The sequence below is a fragment of the Ruegeria sp. ANG-R genome (genome assembly GCF_000813985.1).
Lineage (GTDB): Bacteria > Pseudomonadota > Alphaproteobacteria > Rhodobacterales > Rhodobacteraceae > Ruegeria.
Window position 1 is genome coordinate 1,210,042 of record NZ_JWLJ01000001.1, and the last position, 18,471, is coordinate 1,228,512.

At 59.8% G+C, this 18,471-nt stretch carries 16 protein-coding genes; 4 read left to right on the top strand and 12 right to left on the bottom strand.

What is annotated here, in order from left to right:
• Positions 1-85: 85 nt before the first annotated feature.
• From RA27_RS05995 to RA27_RS06005, 3 genes are all read left to right on the top strand, one after another.
• Positions 86-658, top strand: coding sequence for a YSC84-related protein (locus tag RA27_RS05995; RefSeq protein ID WP_039535810.1), 573 nt, complete (start codon positions 86-88; stop codon positions 656-658).
• Positions 659-822: 164 nt separating this feature from the next.
• On the top strand, positions 823-3,285 hold the full coding sequence (locus RA27_RS06000) for a penicillin acylase family protein (RefSeq protein WP_039535812.1): 2,463 nt from the start codon (positions 823-825) through the stop codon (positions 3,283-3,285).
• Positions 3,286-3,393: 108 nt separating this feature from the next.
• The gene (locus RA27_RS06005; RefSeq protein ID WP_039535814.1) at positions 3,394-3,789 is read left to right on the top strand and encodes a nuclear transport factor 2 family protein; all 396 of its coding nucleotides are present in this window, start codon (positions 3,394-3,396) and stop codon (positions 3,787-3,789) included.
• A gap of 30 nt (positions 3,790-3,819) precedes the next feature.
• Here the strand turns inward: RA27_RS06005 and RA27_RS06010 are convergent, their stop codons facing one another.
• The 5 genes from RA27_RS06010 to trkA form a co-directional block, all read right to left on the bottom strand.
• Complete coding sequence (locus tag RA27_RS06010) at positions 3,820-4,113, bottom strand: putative quinol monooxygenase (protein ID WP_039535816.1); 294 nt, start codon at positions 4,111-4,113, stop codon at positions 3,820-3,822.
• A 32-nt stretch (positions 4,114-4,145) separates the two neighbouring features.
• Positions 4,146-5,417: a GTPase HflX gene (gene hflX, locus RA27_RS06015; RefSeq protein ID WP_039535818.1), complete on the bottom strand. Its 1,272-nt coding sequence runs from the start codon at positions 5,415-5,417 to the stop codon at positions 4,146-4,148.
• Complete coding sequence (hfq, locus tag RA27_RS06020; RefSeq protein ID WP_010440340.1) at positions 5,417-5,656, bottom strand: RNA chaperone Hfq; 240 nt, start codon at positions 5,654-5,656, stop codon at positions 5,417-5,419. The genes hflX and hfq overlap by 1 nt, the downstream gene beginning before the upstream one ends.
• 132 nt (positions 5,657-5,788) lie before the next feature.
• A complete protein-coding gene (locus RA27_RS06025) occupies positions 5,789-7,330 on the bottom strand; it encodes a potassium transporter TrkG (protein ID WP_039535821.1) in 1,542 nt (513 codons plus the stop codon).
• Entirely contained in the window at positions 7,330-8,706 is a 1,377-nt protein-coding gene (gene trkA / locus RA27_RS06030) for a Trk system potassium transporter TrkA (RefSeq protein ID WP_039535823.1), read from the bottom strand. The genes RA27_RS06025 and trkA overlap by 1 nt, the downstream gene beginning before the upstream one ends.
• Positions 8,707-8,802: 96 nt before the next feature.
• Between trkA and RA27_RS06035 the strand changes: the two genes are divergently transcribed.
• Positions 8,803-9,282, top strand: coding sequence for a hypothetical protein (locus RA27_RS06035; protein WP_039535825.1), 480 nt, complete (start codon positions 8,803-8,805; stop codon positions 9,280-9,282).
• A 10-nt stretch (positions 9,283-9,292) separates the two neighbouring features.
• Here RA27_RS06035 and RA27_RS06040 read toward each other — a convergent pair whose 3' ends face one another.
• The 7 genes from RA27_RS06040 to dusB form a co-directional block, all read right to left on the bottom strand.
• Positions 9,293-10,468 carry an MFS transporter gene (locus tag RA27_RS06040; protein ID WP_039535827.1) on the bottom strand — a complete coding sequence of 392 codons (1,176 nt, stop codon included), beginning with the start codon at positions 10,466-10,468 and terminating at the stop codon, positions 9,293-9,295.
• Between the two features lie 43 nt (positions 10,469-10,511).
• Positions 10,512-11,099 (bottom strand): helix-turn-helix transcriptional regulator, encoded by a 588-nt coding sequence (locus RA27_RS06045; RefSeq protein ID WP_052265183.1) that lies wholly within the window; start codon positions 11,097-11,099, stop codon positions 10,512-10,514.
• A 23-nt stretch (positions 11,100-11,122) separates the two neighbouring features.
• A complete protein-coding gene (locus tag RA27_RS06050) occupies positions 11,123-12,532 on the bottom strand; it encodes a sigma-54 dependent transcriptional regulator (RefSeq protein WP_039535829.1) in 1,410 nt (469 codons plus the stop codon).
• Entirely contained in the window at positions 12,529-14,754 is a 2,226-nt protein-coding gene (locus RA27_RS06055) for a PAS domain-containing sensor histidine kinase (RefSeq protein WP_241484032.1), read from the bottom strand. Before RA27_RS06055 ends, RA27_RS06050 begins: the two co-directional genes overlap by 4 nt.
• Positions 14,755-14,916: 162 nt before the next feature.
• On the bottom strand, positions 14,917-16,284 hold the full coding sequence (locus tag RA27_RS06060; protein WP_039535833.1) for a sigma-54-dependent Fis family transcriptional regulator: 1,368 nt from the start codon (positions 16,282-16,284) through the stop codon (positions 14,917-14,919).
• Positions 16,284-17,363 (bottom strand): ATP-binding protein, encoded by a 1,080-nt coding sequence (locus RA27_RS06065; RefSeq protein WP_039535835.1) that lies wholly within the window; start codon positions 17,361-17,363, stop codon positions 16,284-16,286. The genes RA27_RS06060 and RA27_RS06065 overlap by 1 nt, the downstream gene beginning before the upstream one ends.
• The gene (gene dusB / locus RA27_RS06070; RefSeq protein ID WP_039535837.1) at positions 17,360-18,343 is read right to left on the bottom strand and encodes a tRNA dihydrouridine synthase DusB; all 984 of its coding nucleotides are present in this window, start codon (positions 18,341-18,343) and stop codon (positions 17,360-17,362) included. The genes RA27_RS06065 and dusB overlap by 4 nt, the downstream gene beginning before the upstream one ends.
• Positions 18,344-18,471 lie beyond the last annotated feature (128 nt).

Genomic DNA, 18,471 nt, shown 5'->3' on the forward strand with positions numbered 1-18,471 from the left:
TGACAGGCCGGTGCAATCGGCGTATTCTTGCAGACAAGATCGGGAATACCCGACATATCAGGCACATACACAGAGACAGAGAAACATGAGCAGTTCAAACTCCCCCCGACTCAGCCGTCGCGGCTTTGCTATTGGCATGGCCGGGCTGACGCTGACCGCCGCCTGCGGCAACGGCGTCGGGAATTCCAATGCGGTAACGCTCGACGCGCGTGTCGATGCGACGCTGAATGAAATGTACAGCAAGTACCCCAACACCGTAGAAATCGCCAACAAGGCCAACGGAATGTTGGTGATGCCGCTGATCACGGATGCCGGATTTATCTTCGGCGGTGCCTATGGTCAGGGCGCGCTGCGTATTCAGGGTGCAACGGTCGACTATTACTCAGCCATCTCCGGTTCTGCGGGTCTGCAGATCGGCGCACAGCAATATGCGCATGTTCTGTTCTTCATGACCGAAGAAGCACTGAACGATTTCCGCCGCTCCAGCGGTTGGACCGCCGGGGCCGATATCGGATACGTCGTCGATGCGACCGGTGAGTCGCTTTCGACCGACACAACCCAATTGCGCAAGCCGGTACTGGCAGCCGTCTTCGGACAGGCGGGCCTGAAGTTCGGCGCCACAATCGAAGGCACCAAATACACGCGCATTATTCCCTGATCCCCAGATACCACCCTCCCCCCTCTGACGAGCCCCGCTACATCTTGTGGCGGGGCTCTGAGTTTTGGTGGATTAACACAATTTAAGGCAGCAATACTCTTTCGGTCCGGCGGGGGTTCCAGTAACCTCGGCGCGAATGAATACACAGATATCTTGAGGGACAGATGGGGCTGGTTTTTCGCTGGTTGGTACGACTGACAACGGGCCTGATCCTGCTTGCGATCGCCGCTGTTGGATTAGTCTATTTTTTGGCCAGCCAGTCACTGCCGGAATATAACCAGACGGTTGAAGTTAAAGGGATAACCGCCCCGGTCGAGATCGTCCGCGACACTGCGAACGTGCCGCATATTCTCGGCCAGACCGATCCGGATGTCTATTTTGGCCTCGGATACGCCCACGCGCAGGACCGGTTGTGGCAAATGACCGTTCTGCGCCGCACGGTGCAGGGCCGCTTGTCCGAGGTGTTCGGGCAGCGCACCGTTCATATCGACAAACTGTTGCGCCGGCTGGACCTCTATGGCCTCGCCCATCGCTCGGTCGAGGTACAGGACGAATACACCAAGGCCGCGTTGCGCGCCTATTCTGCCGGGATCAATGCACGGCTGGCCGAAATCAACGAACAGGCGCTTGGACGTGGCGCGCCCGAGATGTTCCTGTTCAACGCCCCCGTTCCCCCCTGGCAACCGGGGGACAGCATTGCCATCATCAAACTGATGAGCCTGCAATTGTCCGGCCATCTCGAAGACGAGGTCCTGCGCGCCCGGACCTCTCTGATGCTCGAGAACCCCGCGCGGCTGGCCGACATTCTGCCCAATGTCCCCGGCCCCGGCATTGCCGCCCTGCCTGAATATGCAGCGCTGTTTCCGAACCTGCCCCGCTATGCAAAGGGCACGCCTATGCCCGACACTCCGCTATCGCCATTTCCCCGGCGCGGGCTGGCAGGCGCCTCAAACGGCTGGACCGCCGCACCGTCCCGTTCGGCCAGCGGTGGGACATTGCTGGCCAATGATCCCCATCTGGGCTTCGCGGCGCCCGGCATCTGGTATCTGGCGCGTCTGGAACTGGCCAAAGGCGGTGTAATCGGCGCCACCATCCCCGGCGTTCCCGCCATTTCGGCGGGGCGCAGCGACCGTTTGGGGTGGGGGCTGACCTCGTCGTATCTGGATGATCAGGACGTTCACATCGAACAGCTGAACCCCGAAAACCCCGAGGAATATCTGACGCCGAACGGGTACGAACGCTTCCAGACCCGGCCCTCGATCATCGAGATCAAGGATGCGGCCCCCATCACCCTGACCTTACGCTGGACCGAGAACGGCCCCGTACTGCCGGGCACTCACTATAATCTTGAAACGATTACGCCACCGGGCCATGTCGCCACTCTGTCCTGGAGCGCACTGAGCCCGCGCGACACCTCGATGAGCGCGTCGTTGGCCTTGATGAATGCCGACACCGTGCGGCAGGCGATCGATCTGGCCGAAGATTTCATCGCGCCCTCGCAGAATCTATCGCTGGTGGATAAGGACACGATCGGTCTGAAACTGATTGGCGCCATGCCGAAACGGGATCTTAACAATCAAAGCCGTGGGCGTATCCCGACCCCCGGCTGGCTTGACCGGAACCGTTGGCAAGGCCGCCTGCCCTATTCGGATAATCCTGAATTCGTGGCCCCGGTCGGTGGTGTACTTGGCAATACAAACAACAAGATCATCGACCGGCCTTTCCCCTTGCATGTGTCTTACAAATGGGGTGACACGCAGCGCGTCCATCGCTGGGAGCGCCTGATGCAATCGCGCGAGGTGCACACCCGCGACAGTTTCATCGAGGCGCAACTGGATACCGTAAGCTTCACCGCCCGGTCCCTGTTGCCCCTGATCGGTGCCGATCTTTGGTTCACCGGAGAAGCCGCCCCCGAAGGCACCCCGGAACGTCAGCGCCAGATCGCGCTGGATTTGCTGGCGAATTGGAATGGCGAGATGAACGAGCATCTGCCTGAGCCGCTGATCTACGCCGCATGGCTGCGCGCCCTGCAGATCCGTCTGATCTCGGACGAACTTGGACCGCTGGCGGCCGAGTACAAACATGTCGAACCGCTGTTCATCGAACGGGTGTATCGCGATATAGACGGTGCCTCTGTATGGTGTGACGTGCGCCAGAGCGCTTTGGTCGAGACCTGTACCGATATGGCGCGGCTGGCGCTGGATGACGCGATCCTCTGGATTTCCGAGCACTATGGCTCAGCGCTGGAATCCCTGCGCTGGGGCGATGCCCATCAGGCCACACATGACCACCCGGTATTGGGCGAGGTGCCGGTGTTGCGCTTTTTCGTGAACATCCGCCAATCGACCAGCGGAGGGGACAATACCCTGCTCCGCGGGCGCACGTCGGGCGAAGGGCCGGACCCGTTCCAGAACGTGCACGGGGCGGGCTATCGCGGGGTCTATGATTTCGCCGATCCTGACAGCTCGGTCTTCATTACCGCAACCGGTCAGTCCGGCCATTTCCTGTCGCGCTACTACGACGATCAGGCGCAACTTTGGCGTCGCGGAGAGTATATTCCGATGTCGCTGGACGTCGGACTGGCCCGTGCCGCAGCAGTGGGTGTGACCGCACTCAACCCTCGCTAAGTCGACTTTTCGGCAATTCCCCGCCCCTTTCCACAGCCCGCGTGGACGTGGGTCTTTGTCTTCGCCTAAAGTCGTTGGGCAGCCACATCGGCATCAGGGGGGAAATGCATGGGCAGCCTTCGCGATACTTTGAACAATCTTGCCCGCGACTATGCCATCGCCTGGAGTTCGGGTGATGCCGAAGCCGTAGCCGGTTTTTTTGCACCCGAGGGCCAGGTCAGCGTAAACCGGGGGGAACCCCTGCAAGGTCATGTTGCGATCATCGGTATGGTGCGCGGCCTATATGCTGAATTCCCCGATTTGGAGGTGCGCTGCGACATGATGCGGTGGGCTGGATCACACGCGTTGTTTGTCCGAACACTGGAAGGTCATCACGCCAAAACCGGCAACCCGGTGGTCACACGCGGCTGGGAGCAATGGGAGCTGACATCCGACAACAAAATCCAGACTTCGCTGGAGTGGTTTGATGCCGAAGAACAACAGCGTCAGATCGACGGGGTGTGAAAACAACCGCTCATCGATGCCGACCTGCCCCTAGCCGCTTGTTATCGAATAATGCCGCTTAAGACCTTGCGTAATCCGGAACCAGTTCGACGCCCGTGTTCGCTCCTGATGGGCATCGAACGCGGCTTTGCTCTCGAACACCTCCGACACATTGAAGCGACCCGGATGGTTGTTGTCCTCAACCACTTCGAAACCGAGACAACCCGGTTCAGCGCGCGTCAGCGCAATATGTTCAGGCAGAGCTTGCCGCACTTGGTCAAGCTGCGCCGCCGGCACCATAATGTGCCCCTGCAAACAGACTTTCGCGTTTTCGTCCTGCGTCATAGCCAGCCCCCTTCGATCCGACCTAGCACCGTTCAGAACGCTGCAAACTTCGACGCCTGCTTGTCCGTCCAAAGCACCGTGATCTCAAACCCGTGCTCGTTTCGCTGTTCCGAGCGCACCACGTCCTGACGATACAACCAGGCGCGTTTGTCACCTTCGGCAAATCCGAGCGTCAATGTCGCTTCATGCCGTGCGCCTTGCAATACTCGCGCAATCTCGGCCAACAGGGCGGAGACCCCCTCGCCCGTCACAGCCGAGATGGCAAAAATCGCTGGATCACGGTCTGCACGCGCCAGCGTCGCCTCGCGCTCCTCCGGGCTCAGCAAGTCGATCTTGTTCCAGACTTCAAGCCGGGGGCGATCATCCTCGACGCCCAACGAGGTCAGAATCGTCTCGACATCCTGCGCCTGAGCCTCAGTTTCTTCGTGGCTGATATCACGGACATGCACCACCAGATCAGCACCCAGAACTTCTTCGAGCGTGGCACGAAACGCCGCCACCAGCTCGGTTGGCAGGTTCGAAATGAACCCCACCGTATCCGACAGGATAACCTCGGGACCATCCGGCAGCTCGACCCGCCGCATGGTTGGGTCCAGAGTGGCAAACAACATGTCTTTTGCCATCACCTCGGCCCCGGTCAGGCTGTTGAACAATGTGGACTTCCCGGCGTTGGTATATCCGACAAGCGCGACAATCGGGTACGGAACCTTGGCCCGCGCGGCGCGATGCAGCGTGCGCGTCTTCACGACCTTCTGCAATTGTCGGCGCAGGCGTACAAGTTGCTCGTCAATCGCACGGCGGTCAGCCTCGATCTGAGTTTCACCGGGGCCGCCGACAAACCCAAGGCCACCACGTTGCCTCTCGAGGTGAGTCCAGGCCCGCACCAGACGCGTGCGTTGATAGCTGAGCGCTGCCATCTCGACCTGCAACACACCTTCGCGGGTCCGTGCGCGGTCGCTGAAAATCTCAAGGATCAGGCCGGTCCGGTCTAGGATTTTGACCTTCCACGCCTTTTCCAGATTACGCTGCTGAACAGGCGTGACCGGCCCGTCGATCAACACCAGCTCAATCTCATGGTCATGCAACCGTTCAGCCAGCTCGTCGATCTTGCCGCTTCCGAACAGATATCCCGCCTGAGCGCGTTGCAAGCGCACGGCTTCTGACCCGATCACATCCAGATCGGGCAAAGCGGCAGCCAATGCCACCGCTTCTTCCAGCGCCGGTTCTGGAACGCGGCGCTGCTCATCTGACTTGATTTCCGGATGCAGCACCCAGGCCCGGGTGTGCGTCCTGTCATGTTCCATCAAGAGGCGTCTTCGCCCTCATACAGGCTGATCGGTTGCGATGGCATGATGGTCGAAATCGCGTGTTTGTAGACCAGCTGCGACTGTCCGTCGCGGCGCAACAATACACAGAAATTGTCGAACCAGGTGATAACACCCTGTAATTTCACGCCGTTGATCAGGAATATCGTGACCGGGACCTTTGCTTTCCGTACATTATTCAGGAACGCGTCCTGCAGATTCTGTCTGTCCGAAGCCATATTATTATAATCTCGCCATTGTTCTTGCTACGCGCTGCGGACCAACGCGCTCCCTCCGGCTGAGTATGGAGTGCCGTGAACAGATATTCCAGATGAAAAATCAGGCAGTAACGGCAGCAGCCTTCCGTTTGGTCAATCGCGCCACAATGCAGGCGTGATCAACGCGACGATCGCCAGTGTCTCCAGACGGCCGATAACCATCGCCGCACAGACCGTCAGCTTGGCCGCGCCGGACAGATCGATCAATCGTATAGGTACATCGGTCGCCAGTTCGATCAGCGGCCCGGTGGTGCTCAGCGCGGCGACGCTCAGTACCATTGCCTGTTCGAACCCGACTCCCATGGCGGCCAGCAGCAAATCGAACAGAGCCAGCGTAAGGGCGAACATCATCAGGAATATCCACGCGATAAAAGCGCCATCGCTTTGGATGCGACGATTGCCGCCACCCTCACCGCTGACGGAGGACGGGTAGATCAGGCGGTCGATCTCGCGCTTGCCATTAAGATAAAGCGCAAAAACCCGCAGCAGCTTGACCCCGCCGGCAGTGGTGGCTACGCCCCCGCCGATCAGCGCCAGCCCCATCAGGATCAGGCCGGGTGTCCCAAGGCCAGACAATTGTTGCGCATCGTTCCAGTTCGCGCTTTCAAACCCGGCGGTGGTCAGGAAGGACATGGCGGTGAACATGAAACCCCAGAACACCGCAAGCGCTTGCTGGATTTCGACCGTGATGTTCAACTCGGCCGTTCCGGCCAGAAACCGGATGAACAGCAGTACGGCCACGGCCAGCACGATGACGATGCCGATCCGGAACTCGGGATCTTTGTCCAGCCGCGAATAACCCGAGGTCGCTGTATCGGTCGAAAAGGTCAACCGCGACAGGGCAAAGAAGAGGAACAGGAAAAGGATCGCTTCGCCGGTGATACCTGCGGTAGACCCTTCCAGCCCACCCACAGGTGAGATACCGGATGTGGCCATCACCGACATCGCGTGGCACACAGCGGTCAACCCTTGCTCGCCCGCGATCAACAGCAAAATCCAGATCACGCCCGTCAGGCCGGCATAGACCGGTGCCAGAGTACGCGACACACGGATCAGATGACCGCGTGGGTCCGCTTTCTCGCTCTGGGCCACACCCGAGACCGGACGGCCCGGTTGCCCTCTGGCCGTGACCTCGAAGCCCCCCAGCGACAACGGCGCGAGGATCGCGGCGGCTGATATCCACATCAGCAGCCCCCCCATCCATCCGACCAAAGCGCGCCACAGATGCAGCGGCGCCGAAAGACGTGCCGGATCGGGGAACAGATCAGCTCCGGTCGTGGTCAATGCGCTGACCATATCGAAATACGCGTTCAGAAAGCTGGTCGTCCCCAGCGCATCATGAAACGGTATGGCAAGGAATACCGGCAATATGGTGAACGCGGCCAGCAGTACCGCCAATTGGCCAAGCGTTCCGCGCCTGGGGCTTCGGTTCGACATCGCCAGCGCAATGATCGAGACCGCAAATACGCCCAGCAACCCGGAATAGAAGAACGATCGCGAAGTGTCGTGATCATCCAATGCCAGCGCATAAACTGCGGGTATCCACATCGACAGCGAAACAATCCCCCAGATCATCAGCAACAGCGGCAGCCGCCGCATTACTCCGATCCGTTGTTGTCCGCGCGCCTGCACCATCAGAAGAAATCGATCGAGACCTGCATCAGGCGTTCGACCTCGGGCACGTCCTTGGCCATGGCAAAGATCGCTACGACGTCTTTCTCGTCGATGCGCAGGCTGCCGGTCGGGCGCAGGACCTCGTCGCCCTTACGTACCGCCCCGACCAGAACACCTTCGGGAAAATCAATGTCACGCAGCTTCTGACCGGCCATGGGCGACGTCGAGAGTACCTCGGCTTCGATCACCTCAGCCTCTGCGTCACCGATGGAATAGACCTGACGCACGCGACCGTGGCGAATGTGGCGCAGGATTGAGCTGACGGTTGTGGCACGCGGATTGATATAGGCATCAATACCCAGCGGGCCCATCAGGGCGACCATACTGGGGTCGTTGATAAGGGCGATGGCCAGCGCACAGCCCTCTCCCTTGGCACGCACAGCAGCCAGCATGTTGGTGCGGTCGTCATCCGTCACCGCCAGCATCGCATCTGCACGTTCGATACCCGCCTCGCTCAGCAGCGATGAATCCAGACCATCGCCGTTCAGAACGATGGTGCGCTCCAGCGCTTCGGCCGCGATTTCGGCACATCTGCGGTCGCGTTCGACAATCTTGGCACGCACCCGGCTTTCGCGCTCCTCCAGCGTACGAGCCACTTCCAATCCGACATTGCCGCCGCCAACAATCACCACCCGATCCTGCTTGCGCTGGGCCTTGCCGAACACCTCCATCGTGCGATCAACGTCTTTGACGTTGGTAAACACGTAACATTCATCGCCTATAAACAGCTGATCCTCGGATTCCGGTGCAAACAGCGTGCCATCGCGGCGGACGCCAACCACGATCGAGCTGAGCGTAGAAAACAGGTCCGTCAGTTGTCGCAGCGGAGTATTGATGATCGGGCAGTCCTCATCTACGCGAATGCCCAGAAGCTGCGCCTTGCCGTCCATGAAAATCTCGGTGTCAAACGCCGACGGAGCCGACAGACGGCGCATCGCAGCGGCGGCGACCTCGCGTTCGGGGCTGATCACCACGTCGATGGGCAAATGGTCGCGACGGTAGAGGTCTGAATGGATCGCTTCGAGATAGGATTTCGACCGCAGGCGCGCAATCTTGCGCTGAATCGAGAAGACCGAATGCGCCATCTGGCAGGTGACCATATTCACCTCGTCCGAATGGGTGGCTGCGATGATCATGTCCGCATCCCGCGCCCCTGCCCGATCCAGCACATCCGGATAGCTTGCGAACCCCGCGATCCCCTGCACATCCAGCGTCTCGGTCGCACGGCGCACCAGATCGGGGTTATTGTCCACCACCGTCACATCGTTCAACTCGCCCGACAGGTGACGCGCAATTTGCCAGCCGACCTGACCAGCACCGCAAATGATGACCTTCATGTTATGGGCCTTTCTGCCTGAAATCTTTGAATGACAGATGCCCCCAAAGCGGTCAATTGAATTGTCATGACTTAGAAGCTGCGTCAAAGTAAGTGCATGAAAACAGTTCTGCCCGCTCTGATTTGCCTGCTGACTCTCACAGCCTGCGGTCCGCTTTCGTTGTATTATCGCCAGGGCGAGAGTGTGGCGCGTATGCAGACCGACACAACGAACTGTCAGGTGCAGGCGCTTAAGGACGCGCCCGTCGCCAATCAGGTCCGGCAAAGCCCTCCGACCTACTGGCCCGGGCGCACCTATTGCGACAGTCGAGGCCGCTGCTATCGCAACCCCGGATGGTGGGAGCCGGGTCGGGTGTATACCGTTGACACAAATCAGGGCCTGCGAAACAGGGTCGAGGCGCAATGCATGGCGCAGAAAGGCTATCGCCCGGTCAGTCTCCCCCCCTGTAAACAGGGCGTTAAATCAAGGGTGGTGCCCACGCGCACCACAACGCTCCCTCCGTTAAGCAGCGCGTCCTGCTTCGTGAAATTCGATGATGGTTCCTTCCAGATCATCACGCCGGGGCAGCCCGATTGAACGCCGGCACTCAGATTCGCCCCGCAACCTTGCGCCGCCGCGCCAGAACCAGATGCACCACAATCGCGATGCCATAAAACGCGGCAACGGCCAGGAACATTGCGGCCTCATCGGCACCCAGCAGAATCGCCAGCAAAACCGGCGTTCCCAGAAGATTTCCGGCATTCCCCATCTGCGCCATTGCGCCATAACTCAATGCCTGAGATTCTGCCGTTTCGTTCAACTCGGGCACCGCCGCAAAACTGCCGCCCTGAACAAGCCCGAGAACGGCAAATAATGCGATACACCCAAAGGCAAGCGGCGCGCCGAGAAACAACGCAATGATCGCCAGAATCCCCAGCCCGAACCCCAGATTGACGACACTGACACAGGACAGGCGGGTCAAAAGAAACGGAACCAGCAGCCAGGACAGAACGATCCCGGCCAGAGGCATCAGCGCGGCAATCGACGCGCCCTGATCTTCGGGCAACCGGCCCGGCAGGATTGCCAGAAGCGATACAAAGGTCAGCGTGTAGAAAAACCATCCTATTGCGGGCGCCGAAACAAATGGCGAGCGATAGGTTCTGAGGTGCACATCGAGGAACGCGGATAATCCCCATCCCATATCGCCCGACAGATTGATATCGGTTCTCAGTTTGCTCAACGCGATCAGCCCGGCAACGAGCACCATCAAGACACCGTGCAAGGCAAAATAGGCAGACAGCCCGAACCGGCCGACAATTGGCAGCCCCAACCAGGCATTCAGCGCAAAGGCAACGCCGAAAAACGTACTCCATAGCACCATGGCATTGTACCGCGCGCGGCCAGTCGTGATCTGAGCAATCAGCGTCGGTGCGGCAACCACAATCGCAAGATGGGACACCCCCTCGACCACCCGACTCGCAAGCATCAGTTCGAACCCCGGCAGGCTGGCCTGTAACAGTGACAGTGCGCCTCCCAGAACAAGCCCCGACAAAAGCAGCCGGTTTGGTCCGATCTTCGCGGTGATTGCCCCCGATATCGCGCCCAAGGCCGCGCCCATCAGGCTGATAATCGACAGCAGCCAGCCAATCACGGCGGCATGATCAGGATACGCTAATCCGATATCGGCAAAGGGAACGGCGATCTTGGCAAACTGGGTCGCGGCCCCAAGGCCCGCGCACCAGATCAATATGACTTGCAGAAAGGTGCTGAAAGAGGCGCTCATGCGACCGGTCTATCGCGACCACTACAGCAACGGAACGCATAAATTATGCGACACCCTCTCGCCGTCCGCTCACCAGACGGACCGGGGTGCCATCGGAAAGATACAAACGCTCCCACACGATTTGCCCGGCACTGATCCTGATCCGGTCGTGCACAGCCTCGGAAGTCAGAAATGCTTTGGGCGCTGGTGTGTGCAAATCCCACCAGCCTTCCTGCTGAAGCTCACCCTCGGCGTGCCGGATCTCATCGGTCGCAAACTGCCAGAGCGACACGCCCAGCAACGCCCGCCGAGAGGTTTTCCAATCGCGCGCCCGGTTGGCCGAATATGCAAGGCAGGTATGGCTGGCTTCTTCAACAAGGTGGAGGCATTCGGATGAATTCACCACCAAACGCTTTAGCGCAGAATCCTGCACCCTGACCGGACCGAGTGCCGCAAACACCGCTTGTTGAACATGTGCAGAAGGTGTTTGACCGCCAGTCTCCCAGCGTGAAACCGTGGCCTGATCGACCTCCAACAGATCGGCAAGGGCGGATTGCTTCAATCCGACCGACCGGCGCAGCCTCCTCAGCCGCTTCCCGAAAGCCGGGAAGCCAATGGAAACGGCTTTGGTCTTCGCATTCCTTGCGGTCATTGAGGCAAATCCCGCTGTTTCAATCACTCAGCGGGCTCGGGCTCATCAATCTGCGCCACGCGTGCGCCTGACTTGTTCGAGGTCACAACCCCCAAGGACTTGAGCTTGCGATGCAATGCGCTGCGCTCCATGCCGACAAAGCTGGCAGTGCGGCTGATATTGCCGCCAAACCGGTTAATCTGGGTCAGCAGATACTCACGTTCGAAGGCTTCACGCGCCTCACGCAGTGGCAACGTCGCCAAGGCACCAGACAGAACCACACGCCCGGATTCATCCGCTTTTTCTTCTTCATTGGGCAGCTCGCGGGCCTCGATCGGGCCCGTGCTGTCCCCTAGGATCAGCACCCGCTCGATCAGGTTCTTAAGCTGGCGCACATTGCCCGGCCACGTCATCGTCTGCAGCAGGGCCACGGCCTCATCGGAAAGCTCGCGCACCGGCAAACCCTGAGATTCGTTGCACATTTCGATAAAGTGCTGCGCCAGAACCGGAATATCCTCGCGCCGCTCTTCCAGTGAAGGGACTGCAATCGGCACCACGTTCAGCCGATGATACAGCTCTTCGCGGAAGCGATCAGCGGCGATTTCCTGTTCAAGATCGCGGTTGGTCGAAGAGATGACACGCAGATCAACCCTTACCTTGTCCGAACCGCCGACGCGCTGGAACTGCTGATCGACCAATACGCGCAGAATCTTGGATTGCGTGCCCAGCGGCATGTCAGCGACTTCATCGAAATAGACCACGCCTCCGTGAGCTTCTTCCAGCAGGCCCGATTCGATCCCGCGCTCGGAGGATTCACGACCGAACAGAACCTCTTCGACCCGTTCCGGCTCGATCCCGGCACAGTTCACGGTGACAAACGGCGCATTGGCCCGGTTGGAGTGCGCATGGATATAGCGCGCGGCGATCTCCTTGCCGGACCCCGCCGGACCGCTGAGCATGACGCGCCCATTGGATTTGGTCACCTTGTCCAACTGCCCCTGCATCGCCCGGAATGAGGCCGACTTGCCGATCATATCCGAACAGCTGACCTCCTGCCGTTTCAACGAGGCGTTCTCGCGACGCAGGCGCGAGGTTTCCATCGCGCGGCGGATCACAACCATCAACTGGTCAATATTAAAGGGCTTCTCGATAAAGTCGTAGGCGCCCTGTTTGATCGCTGCCACCGCAATCTCGATATTGCCGTGGCCCGAAATGATCACCACCGGCACATCCGGGTTATCCCGCTTTACCGCTTTCAGGATATCGATCCCGTCCATTCGGCTGTCTTTCAGCCAGATATCGAGGATCAACAACCCCGGAGGTTCGGCGTTGATCGACGACATGCACTCATCCGAGTTTGCCGCCAGCCGGGTGGAATAGCCTTCGTCCTCCAGAATGTCGGACACCAATTCGCGAATATCGCGTTCGTCATCTACGATCAGAATGTCGCTCATCTTTGGCCTGCTTTCAGTTTGTTTGTTTTAATCGCCTGTTTTTCCGGCGCATTTGTCGGGCCGCCTGAGGCCCCGGGGAGACGTATGACAGCCATCGCACCGTAATGGTCCTGTCCGTCAAATGTGGGCGCGTCTTCCAATGTCAGCGCTCCGCCATGTTCTTCGATAATCTTCTTGACGATGGGCAGGCCCAGACCGGTGCCCTCGTCGCGGGTGGTTACATAGGGTTCGAACAGCCGCGCCCGGTCTTCGGGTAAGCCGATACCATTGTCCGCAATGGTAATTTGCGTTCCCGCATCGTCGCTGGAGACAGCGACCTTGATCTGAGGCTTCAGATTGTCCGGTGCGCCCTTTTCTTTCAGCGTTTCAATGGCCTCGCCTGCGTTCTTGATCAGGTTGGTCAACGCCTGACTCAACATGGTCGCGTCCACATCAGCCTGAATGGGTTGTTCCGGCAAGTCCGCATCGATCTGAACCTCGGGCTGACCCGCCTGCTGCAGCAGAACGGCTTCGCGTACCAACTTGACGATGTTCTCTTCGCGCCGTTCCGGTTCCGGCATCCGCGCGAACTTTGAGAATTCATCCACAATCCGCCGCAGATCATTGGTCTGCCGCACGATCACGTCCGTCATGGACTCAAGGCTATCGCAATCCTCCTCGTCCAGCTTGCGCGAGAACTTGCGCTTGATCCGCTCGGCGCTCAGCTGGATCGGAGTCAGCGGGTTTTTGATCTCATGCGCAATACGGCGGGCAACGTCGCCCCACGCCGCCATGCGCTGTGCACTGACCAGATCGGTCACGTCATCAAAGGCGACCACATAGCCTTCAAGCCCGCCGTCTTCACCACGCCGGATCGCCATGCGCACCAGCAGGTTCTCCAACTGACCCTTGCGGGTGACTTTCACCTCGCCCTGAACCGCCTCTTGCCCGCTATCCTTGAGTGTCTCGAACAACGGCAGGAACTCGGGCACCGCAATGCCGATGGCCACATGCCGTTCGCCGCCGGACCAGCCGAGCAGGCGTTCGGCAGACCGGTTTACAAAGGTCACGCAACCCTCTGAATCGACACCGACAACCCCCGATGTGACCGAGCTCAGCACCGAATCGAACAGCCGCCGCCGACGTTCGATGTGGCGCGTGTTCTCAAGCAGCGTGTCGCGCTGCCCTTTCAACTGCCGGGTCATCTGATTGAAGTATCTGCCCAGCATTGCGATCTCGTCATCGCTGGCCTCTTCGATGACCTGAACGCTCAGGTCACCGGCGCCAACCCGTTGCGCCGCCGTCGTCAGACGCCCGACGGGGCGTGAGAGACGCTCGGCAAACCACATGCCCAACGACATCGCGGCCAGAATTAGGATCACCGCGAAGCCAAGGTAAAGCAGGCCGAATTCGAACAGCACCCTGCCCCGCTCACTTTCCAGCTGGCGATAGAACTGGGCGGTTTCCTTGGTCTCATCTAGCAATGTCAGAAGCTGCCCGTCCACCTCGCGGCTGACATAAAGATACCGATCCAGATAAGCCTTCAACGGAACAAGCGCGCGGAACTCGCTGTTCTCCCAATCGGCAATGATGGCCACGCCCTGATCGTTGGCTTCGATCATTTCTTCGGGCGTGGGCGCTTCGTAGTCGAACAGGTAGGACCGATCACCGCGTGAACGGATTTCCGCGCTGCCATCGATCACGTAAGCCTCGCGCAGGCCGCGCTGAATCTGCGCCTGCCCCTGTGCCAGAACCTCTCGCAGTTCGGCATCCGAGATATAATAATCCAGTGAGCGCGCGTTATCGAGGAAGCGTGCCAGAACAACCGCATCCTGCGTCAGACCTTGCCGGTGCTCCTGTTCATAGGCTTCGGCAGCCGTCAGCGACGAGCCGACAACCTGCCTCACCCGGTCCGAAAACCAGCCTTCAAGGCCGATATTCACGGTCAGCCCGGCGAAGATCGCCACCGTTACGGTCGGCACCAGAGCCAACAGCGTAAACGCGCCGATCAGGCGCAGGTGAAGACGCGACCCCGCCGATTTCGCGCGCCGGGCTGCGATCAGACTGCCCAGCTGCCCCAAAACAAGCGCTGCCACAACCAGCACATAAACCAAGTCGGCCAACAGAATCAGCCTTAAGGTCGGCGCCGCCGTGCCAAGATCGAAGGGACCGATGACGAGATAGGTCGCAAGCGCCAGTATCGGGCCTAGAACAACGAGCCCCAATGTACTGAAATTACGCATCCTCCGGGACTTGCGCCACCGGTTGATCGATAGGATCGGCCCGTTCTGTGCCCGGGTTGCCACCGTCTGCCCTCATTCTGATGTGTCGCTTGCGCGACTTACCGCCATATGTCGTGGTCGTTCCCGGGTGCGAACCCGAATGCCACGGTTTGTGTGGCGATATTACATCAGTTTGCGGCGACGTGTCACCTGAATATCGAGGTCGGTGATCTTTTTCCGCAGCGTATTCCGGTTAATCCCCAGAAGATCGGCACATTTTGCCTGATTTCCGCCGGTCGCATCCAGCGCGATTTCGATCAGTGGCGCCTCGACCTCGCGCAGAATACGCTGATACAGGCCCGGCGGCGGCAGGATATTACCGTGCAGATCGAAATAGCGCCGCAGGTGGCGACCGACCGAGGCAGACAACTTCTCGCGCTCACCGTCGCCCAGAACCGGTTCAGCCTCGGGCTGGCTGCCCAGAACCATCTCAACTTCGGTGCGCGAGATTTCGTCAGAGCGGCTGGTCAGGCTGAGACGGCGGATCGCGTTTTCAAGCTGGCGCACGTTCCCGGGCCAGGAATAACGGCGCACCAACTCGACCGCCTCGGGGCTCAGGCGGCGCTGTGTTCCGCTCTCTCTTTCTTCCCGTGCCAGAAAGTGATCGGTCAGCAGGGTGATATCATCGACGCGTTCGCGCAGAGCAGGAACATGGATCGTTGCGCCACAGAGGCGGTAATACAGGTCCTGACGTACCCGGCCGCTCTCCATCGCGTCGGTCAGGTCCGATTGGCTGGTGGCCATGAAGCGCGGAACGTGATCGCCCGGCGTATCCATCATACGCACGATACGGGCCTGAATCTCATCATCGATATCGGCGATTTCATCGATCAACAGCGTCCCGCCTCGAACCCGCGCCATGACGCGCGCGGGTCCTTCCAAATCGCGCAGGTCGACAGCTGTTGCGGTCACGAACGGTAACGTCCGACGGTCCGAAAAATCATGAATTGCCCGGGCGATCAGAGACTTTCCCGTGCCACTTTCCCCCGAGATCATCACGGACAGGTCGGTGTTCATCACCCGCGCCACAAGACGATACAACGCCTGCATCACCGGAGTACGCCCGACCAGCGGCAACTCGTCGGGCCGTTCGCTGATGGCTTCGGCAGGCTCGGCCAGGGCACGCTGTTTCTGGTCCAGCGCGCGGGCGGTTCGCTTCATCAGATCAGGCAGGTCGAAAGGCTTCGGAAGATAGTCATAGGCATCCGCCTCAGCCGCCTGAATGGCTGTCATGATGGTATTCTGGGCCGAGATCACGATGACGGGCAAGCCGGGACGGTCCTGCGCAATCTTGGGCAGCATCTCAAGCCCGTTCCCGTCCGGCATCACCACGTCCGAGATCACGACATCGCCCTTTCCCTCGGCCACCCAGCGCATCAGCGTGGTCAGTGACGAGGTCGCATGTACCTTGCACCCTGCCCGCGTCAGCGCCTGCGTCAGAACCGTGCGGATCGTGCGGTCATCATCGGCAACCAGAACTGTGCCATCCATCAGATGCTCTCCTTTTCATAGGCGTCTTGCGGCGCACGCCGCAGGGACAGGCGGAATACGGTGCGTCCGGGTACGGACTCTGCCGAAATCCAGCCGTCGTGGTCGGATATGATTTTGCTGACCAGCGCCAGCCCGAGCCCGGTGCCGTTTTCCCTGCCCGACACGAAGGGGTCAAAAATATCGCTGCGGATGTTCTCGGGCAGGCCCGGTCCGTCATCGATGATCTCAATCTGCAGGGGCAGCGAATGCCCCGAACCATCGCTTCGCCGCAGCCGGAACGAGTGCTCGAAATAGGTGCGCAAACGGATCGTACCGCTACCATCGGCGGCCTCCGATGCGTTTTTGAGCAGGTTCAGCACCACCTGCAGGAACTGATCCGGGTCACCATAAGCCAGCGGCAGCGAGGGGTCGTAATCCTCGATAATCGTCATATGCGCGCCGAAGCCCAGCAGTGCCGAGCGGCGCGCTCGGTCCAGTACGTCGTGGATATTGACGGGCTTGAAATCGGGTTGTGACAGGTTTCCGAATTGCTCCACCTGTTCGAGCAGCTTCACGATGCGACGGCTTTCGGCGACGATAAGGTCTGTCAGTTCAAGGTCTTGCTGCGAAATATTCATACTCAGAAGCTGCGCGGCGCCTGTAATCCCGGCCAGAGGATTCTTGATCTCATGCGCCAGCATTTCGGCCATCCCGATCGCCGATTGCGCCGCTGATTTCACCGTGTTGCCCCGCGTCATCCGGCCCGCCAGTTCCCGCGGTGAGATGATCATGATCATCGAGCCCGGATGGCCGACCAGCGGTGCGATCTGCAATGCACATTGCAAGGGCGCGCGATTGCCCGAGCCGATATCCACGTCGTTCACGAACAAGGGCGTCCCCTGTCGACGTGCGCGCAGGAACGCCTCTTCCAGCGGCGCATCAACCGCGATCTGATCCCAGACCGGGTGCCCCATGACCGCTTTGCGGGAAGCGTTCAGAAACCCCTCGCCCGACGAGTTCACATCGGAAATCCGATCCTCGGCATCAATGATGAAGGCCGGCACGGGCAGCGAGGTCCAGATGCTCTGGTCCGAGGTCATGCCGCCGCCTCCGCCGAGACATTCAGGGCGTCGCCCAACAGCCGCAACACCTCATCTGTGTCGCGTGACGTCAGGACAGCGCGGCGCAAGGTCGGTGATGTACCTGCCTCATCCATGTACCAGCCCAGATGTTTACGCGCGACGCGCAAGCCCAAGTCGGTGCCGTAGAACTCAAGCATCGCCTGATAGTGCCCGCGCACCATATCGATCAGGGCGCTGCCAGTCGGCACTTCAGGCGCCTCGCTTCCATACAGGTCATGGCAAATCTGCGCCAGCAACCAAGGCTTGCCCTGCGCGCCCCGGCCCACCATCACGCCGTCGGCGCCGGATTGATCCAAAGCAGTCATTGCCGCATCGGTGTCAACGATATCGCCGTTTGCGATGACGGGGATCGAAACCGCTTCTTTCACTGCCCTGATCGCCCGCCAATCAGCGTGCCCCTTGTAGAACTGGCAACGCGTTCGACCGTGGATCGTGACCATCTGGATACCGGCGTCCTGTGCACGCCGCGCAACGTCAGGCGCGTTCAGCAAGCTGTCATCCCAGCCCAGCCGCGTTTTGAGTGTCACCGGAACATCAACCGCACCGACCACCGCCTCGATCAACATCAACGCGTGGTCCGGTGTCTTCAAAAGCGCCGAACCGGAATAACCGTTCGTCACCTTCTTCGCGGGGCACCCCATGTTGATATCGATCACACGCGCGCCCCTGTCGGCAACCTGCCGGGCGGCTTCGGCCATCCAGTGCGCTTCGCGTCCGGCAAGCTGTACAGCGGTGTTTTCCACATCGGCCGATAGCTCGGCCCGTTCGCGTACGCCGGGTTTGGCCTGAACCATCTCCTGACTGGCGACCATCTCGCTCACCACCATGCCCGCGCCAAAGCGCATCACCAGATCGCGGAAGGGCCTGTCGGTGATTCCAGCCATGGGCGCCAGCAGCACCGGGGGAGTCAGTTGTTTCTCGGCAAGACGCTGGGTCAATGTGCCTAATCCTTGAGCATTTGTGGGTCTGATATCGAAATTGCCGCATATGAACAACAAAACAGCGCCAATCAAGCCTGCAAAATCACCACATGCTTAATTTTTAGGCATATTGACGCGGGTGATTG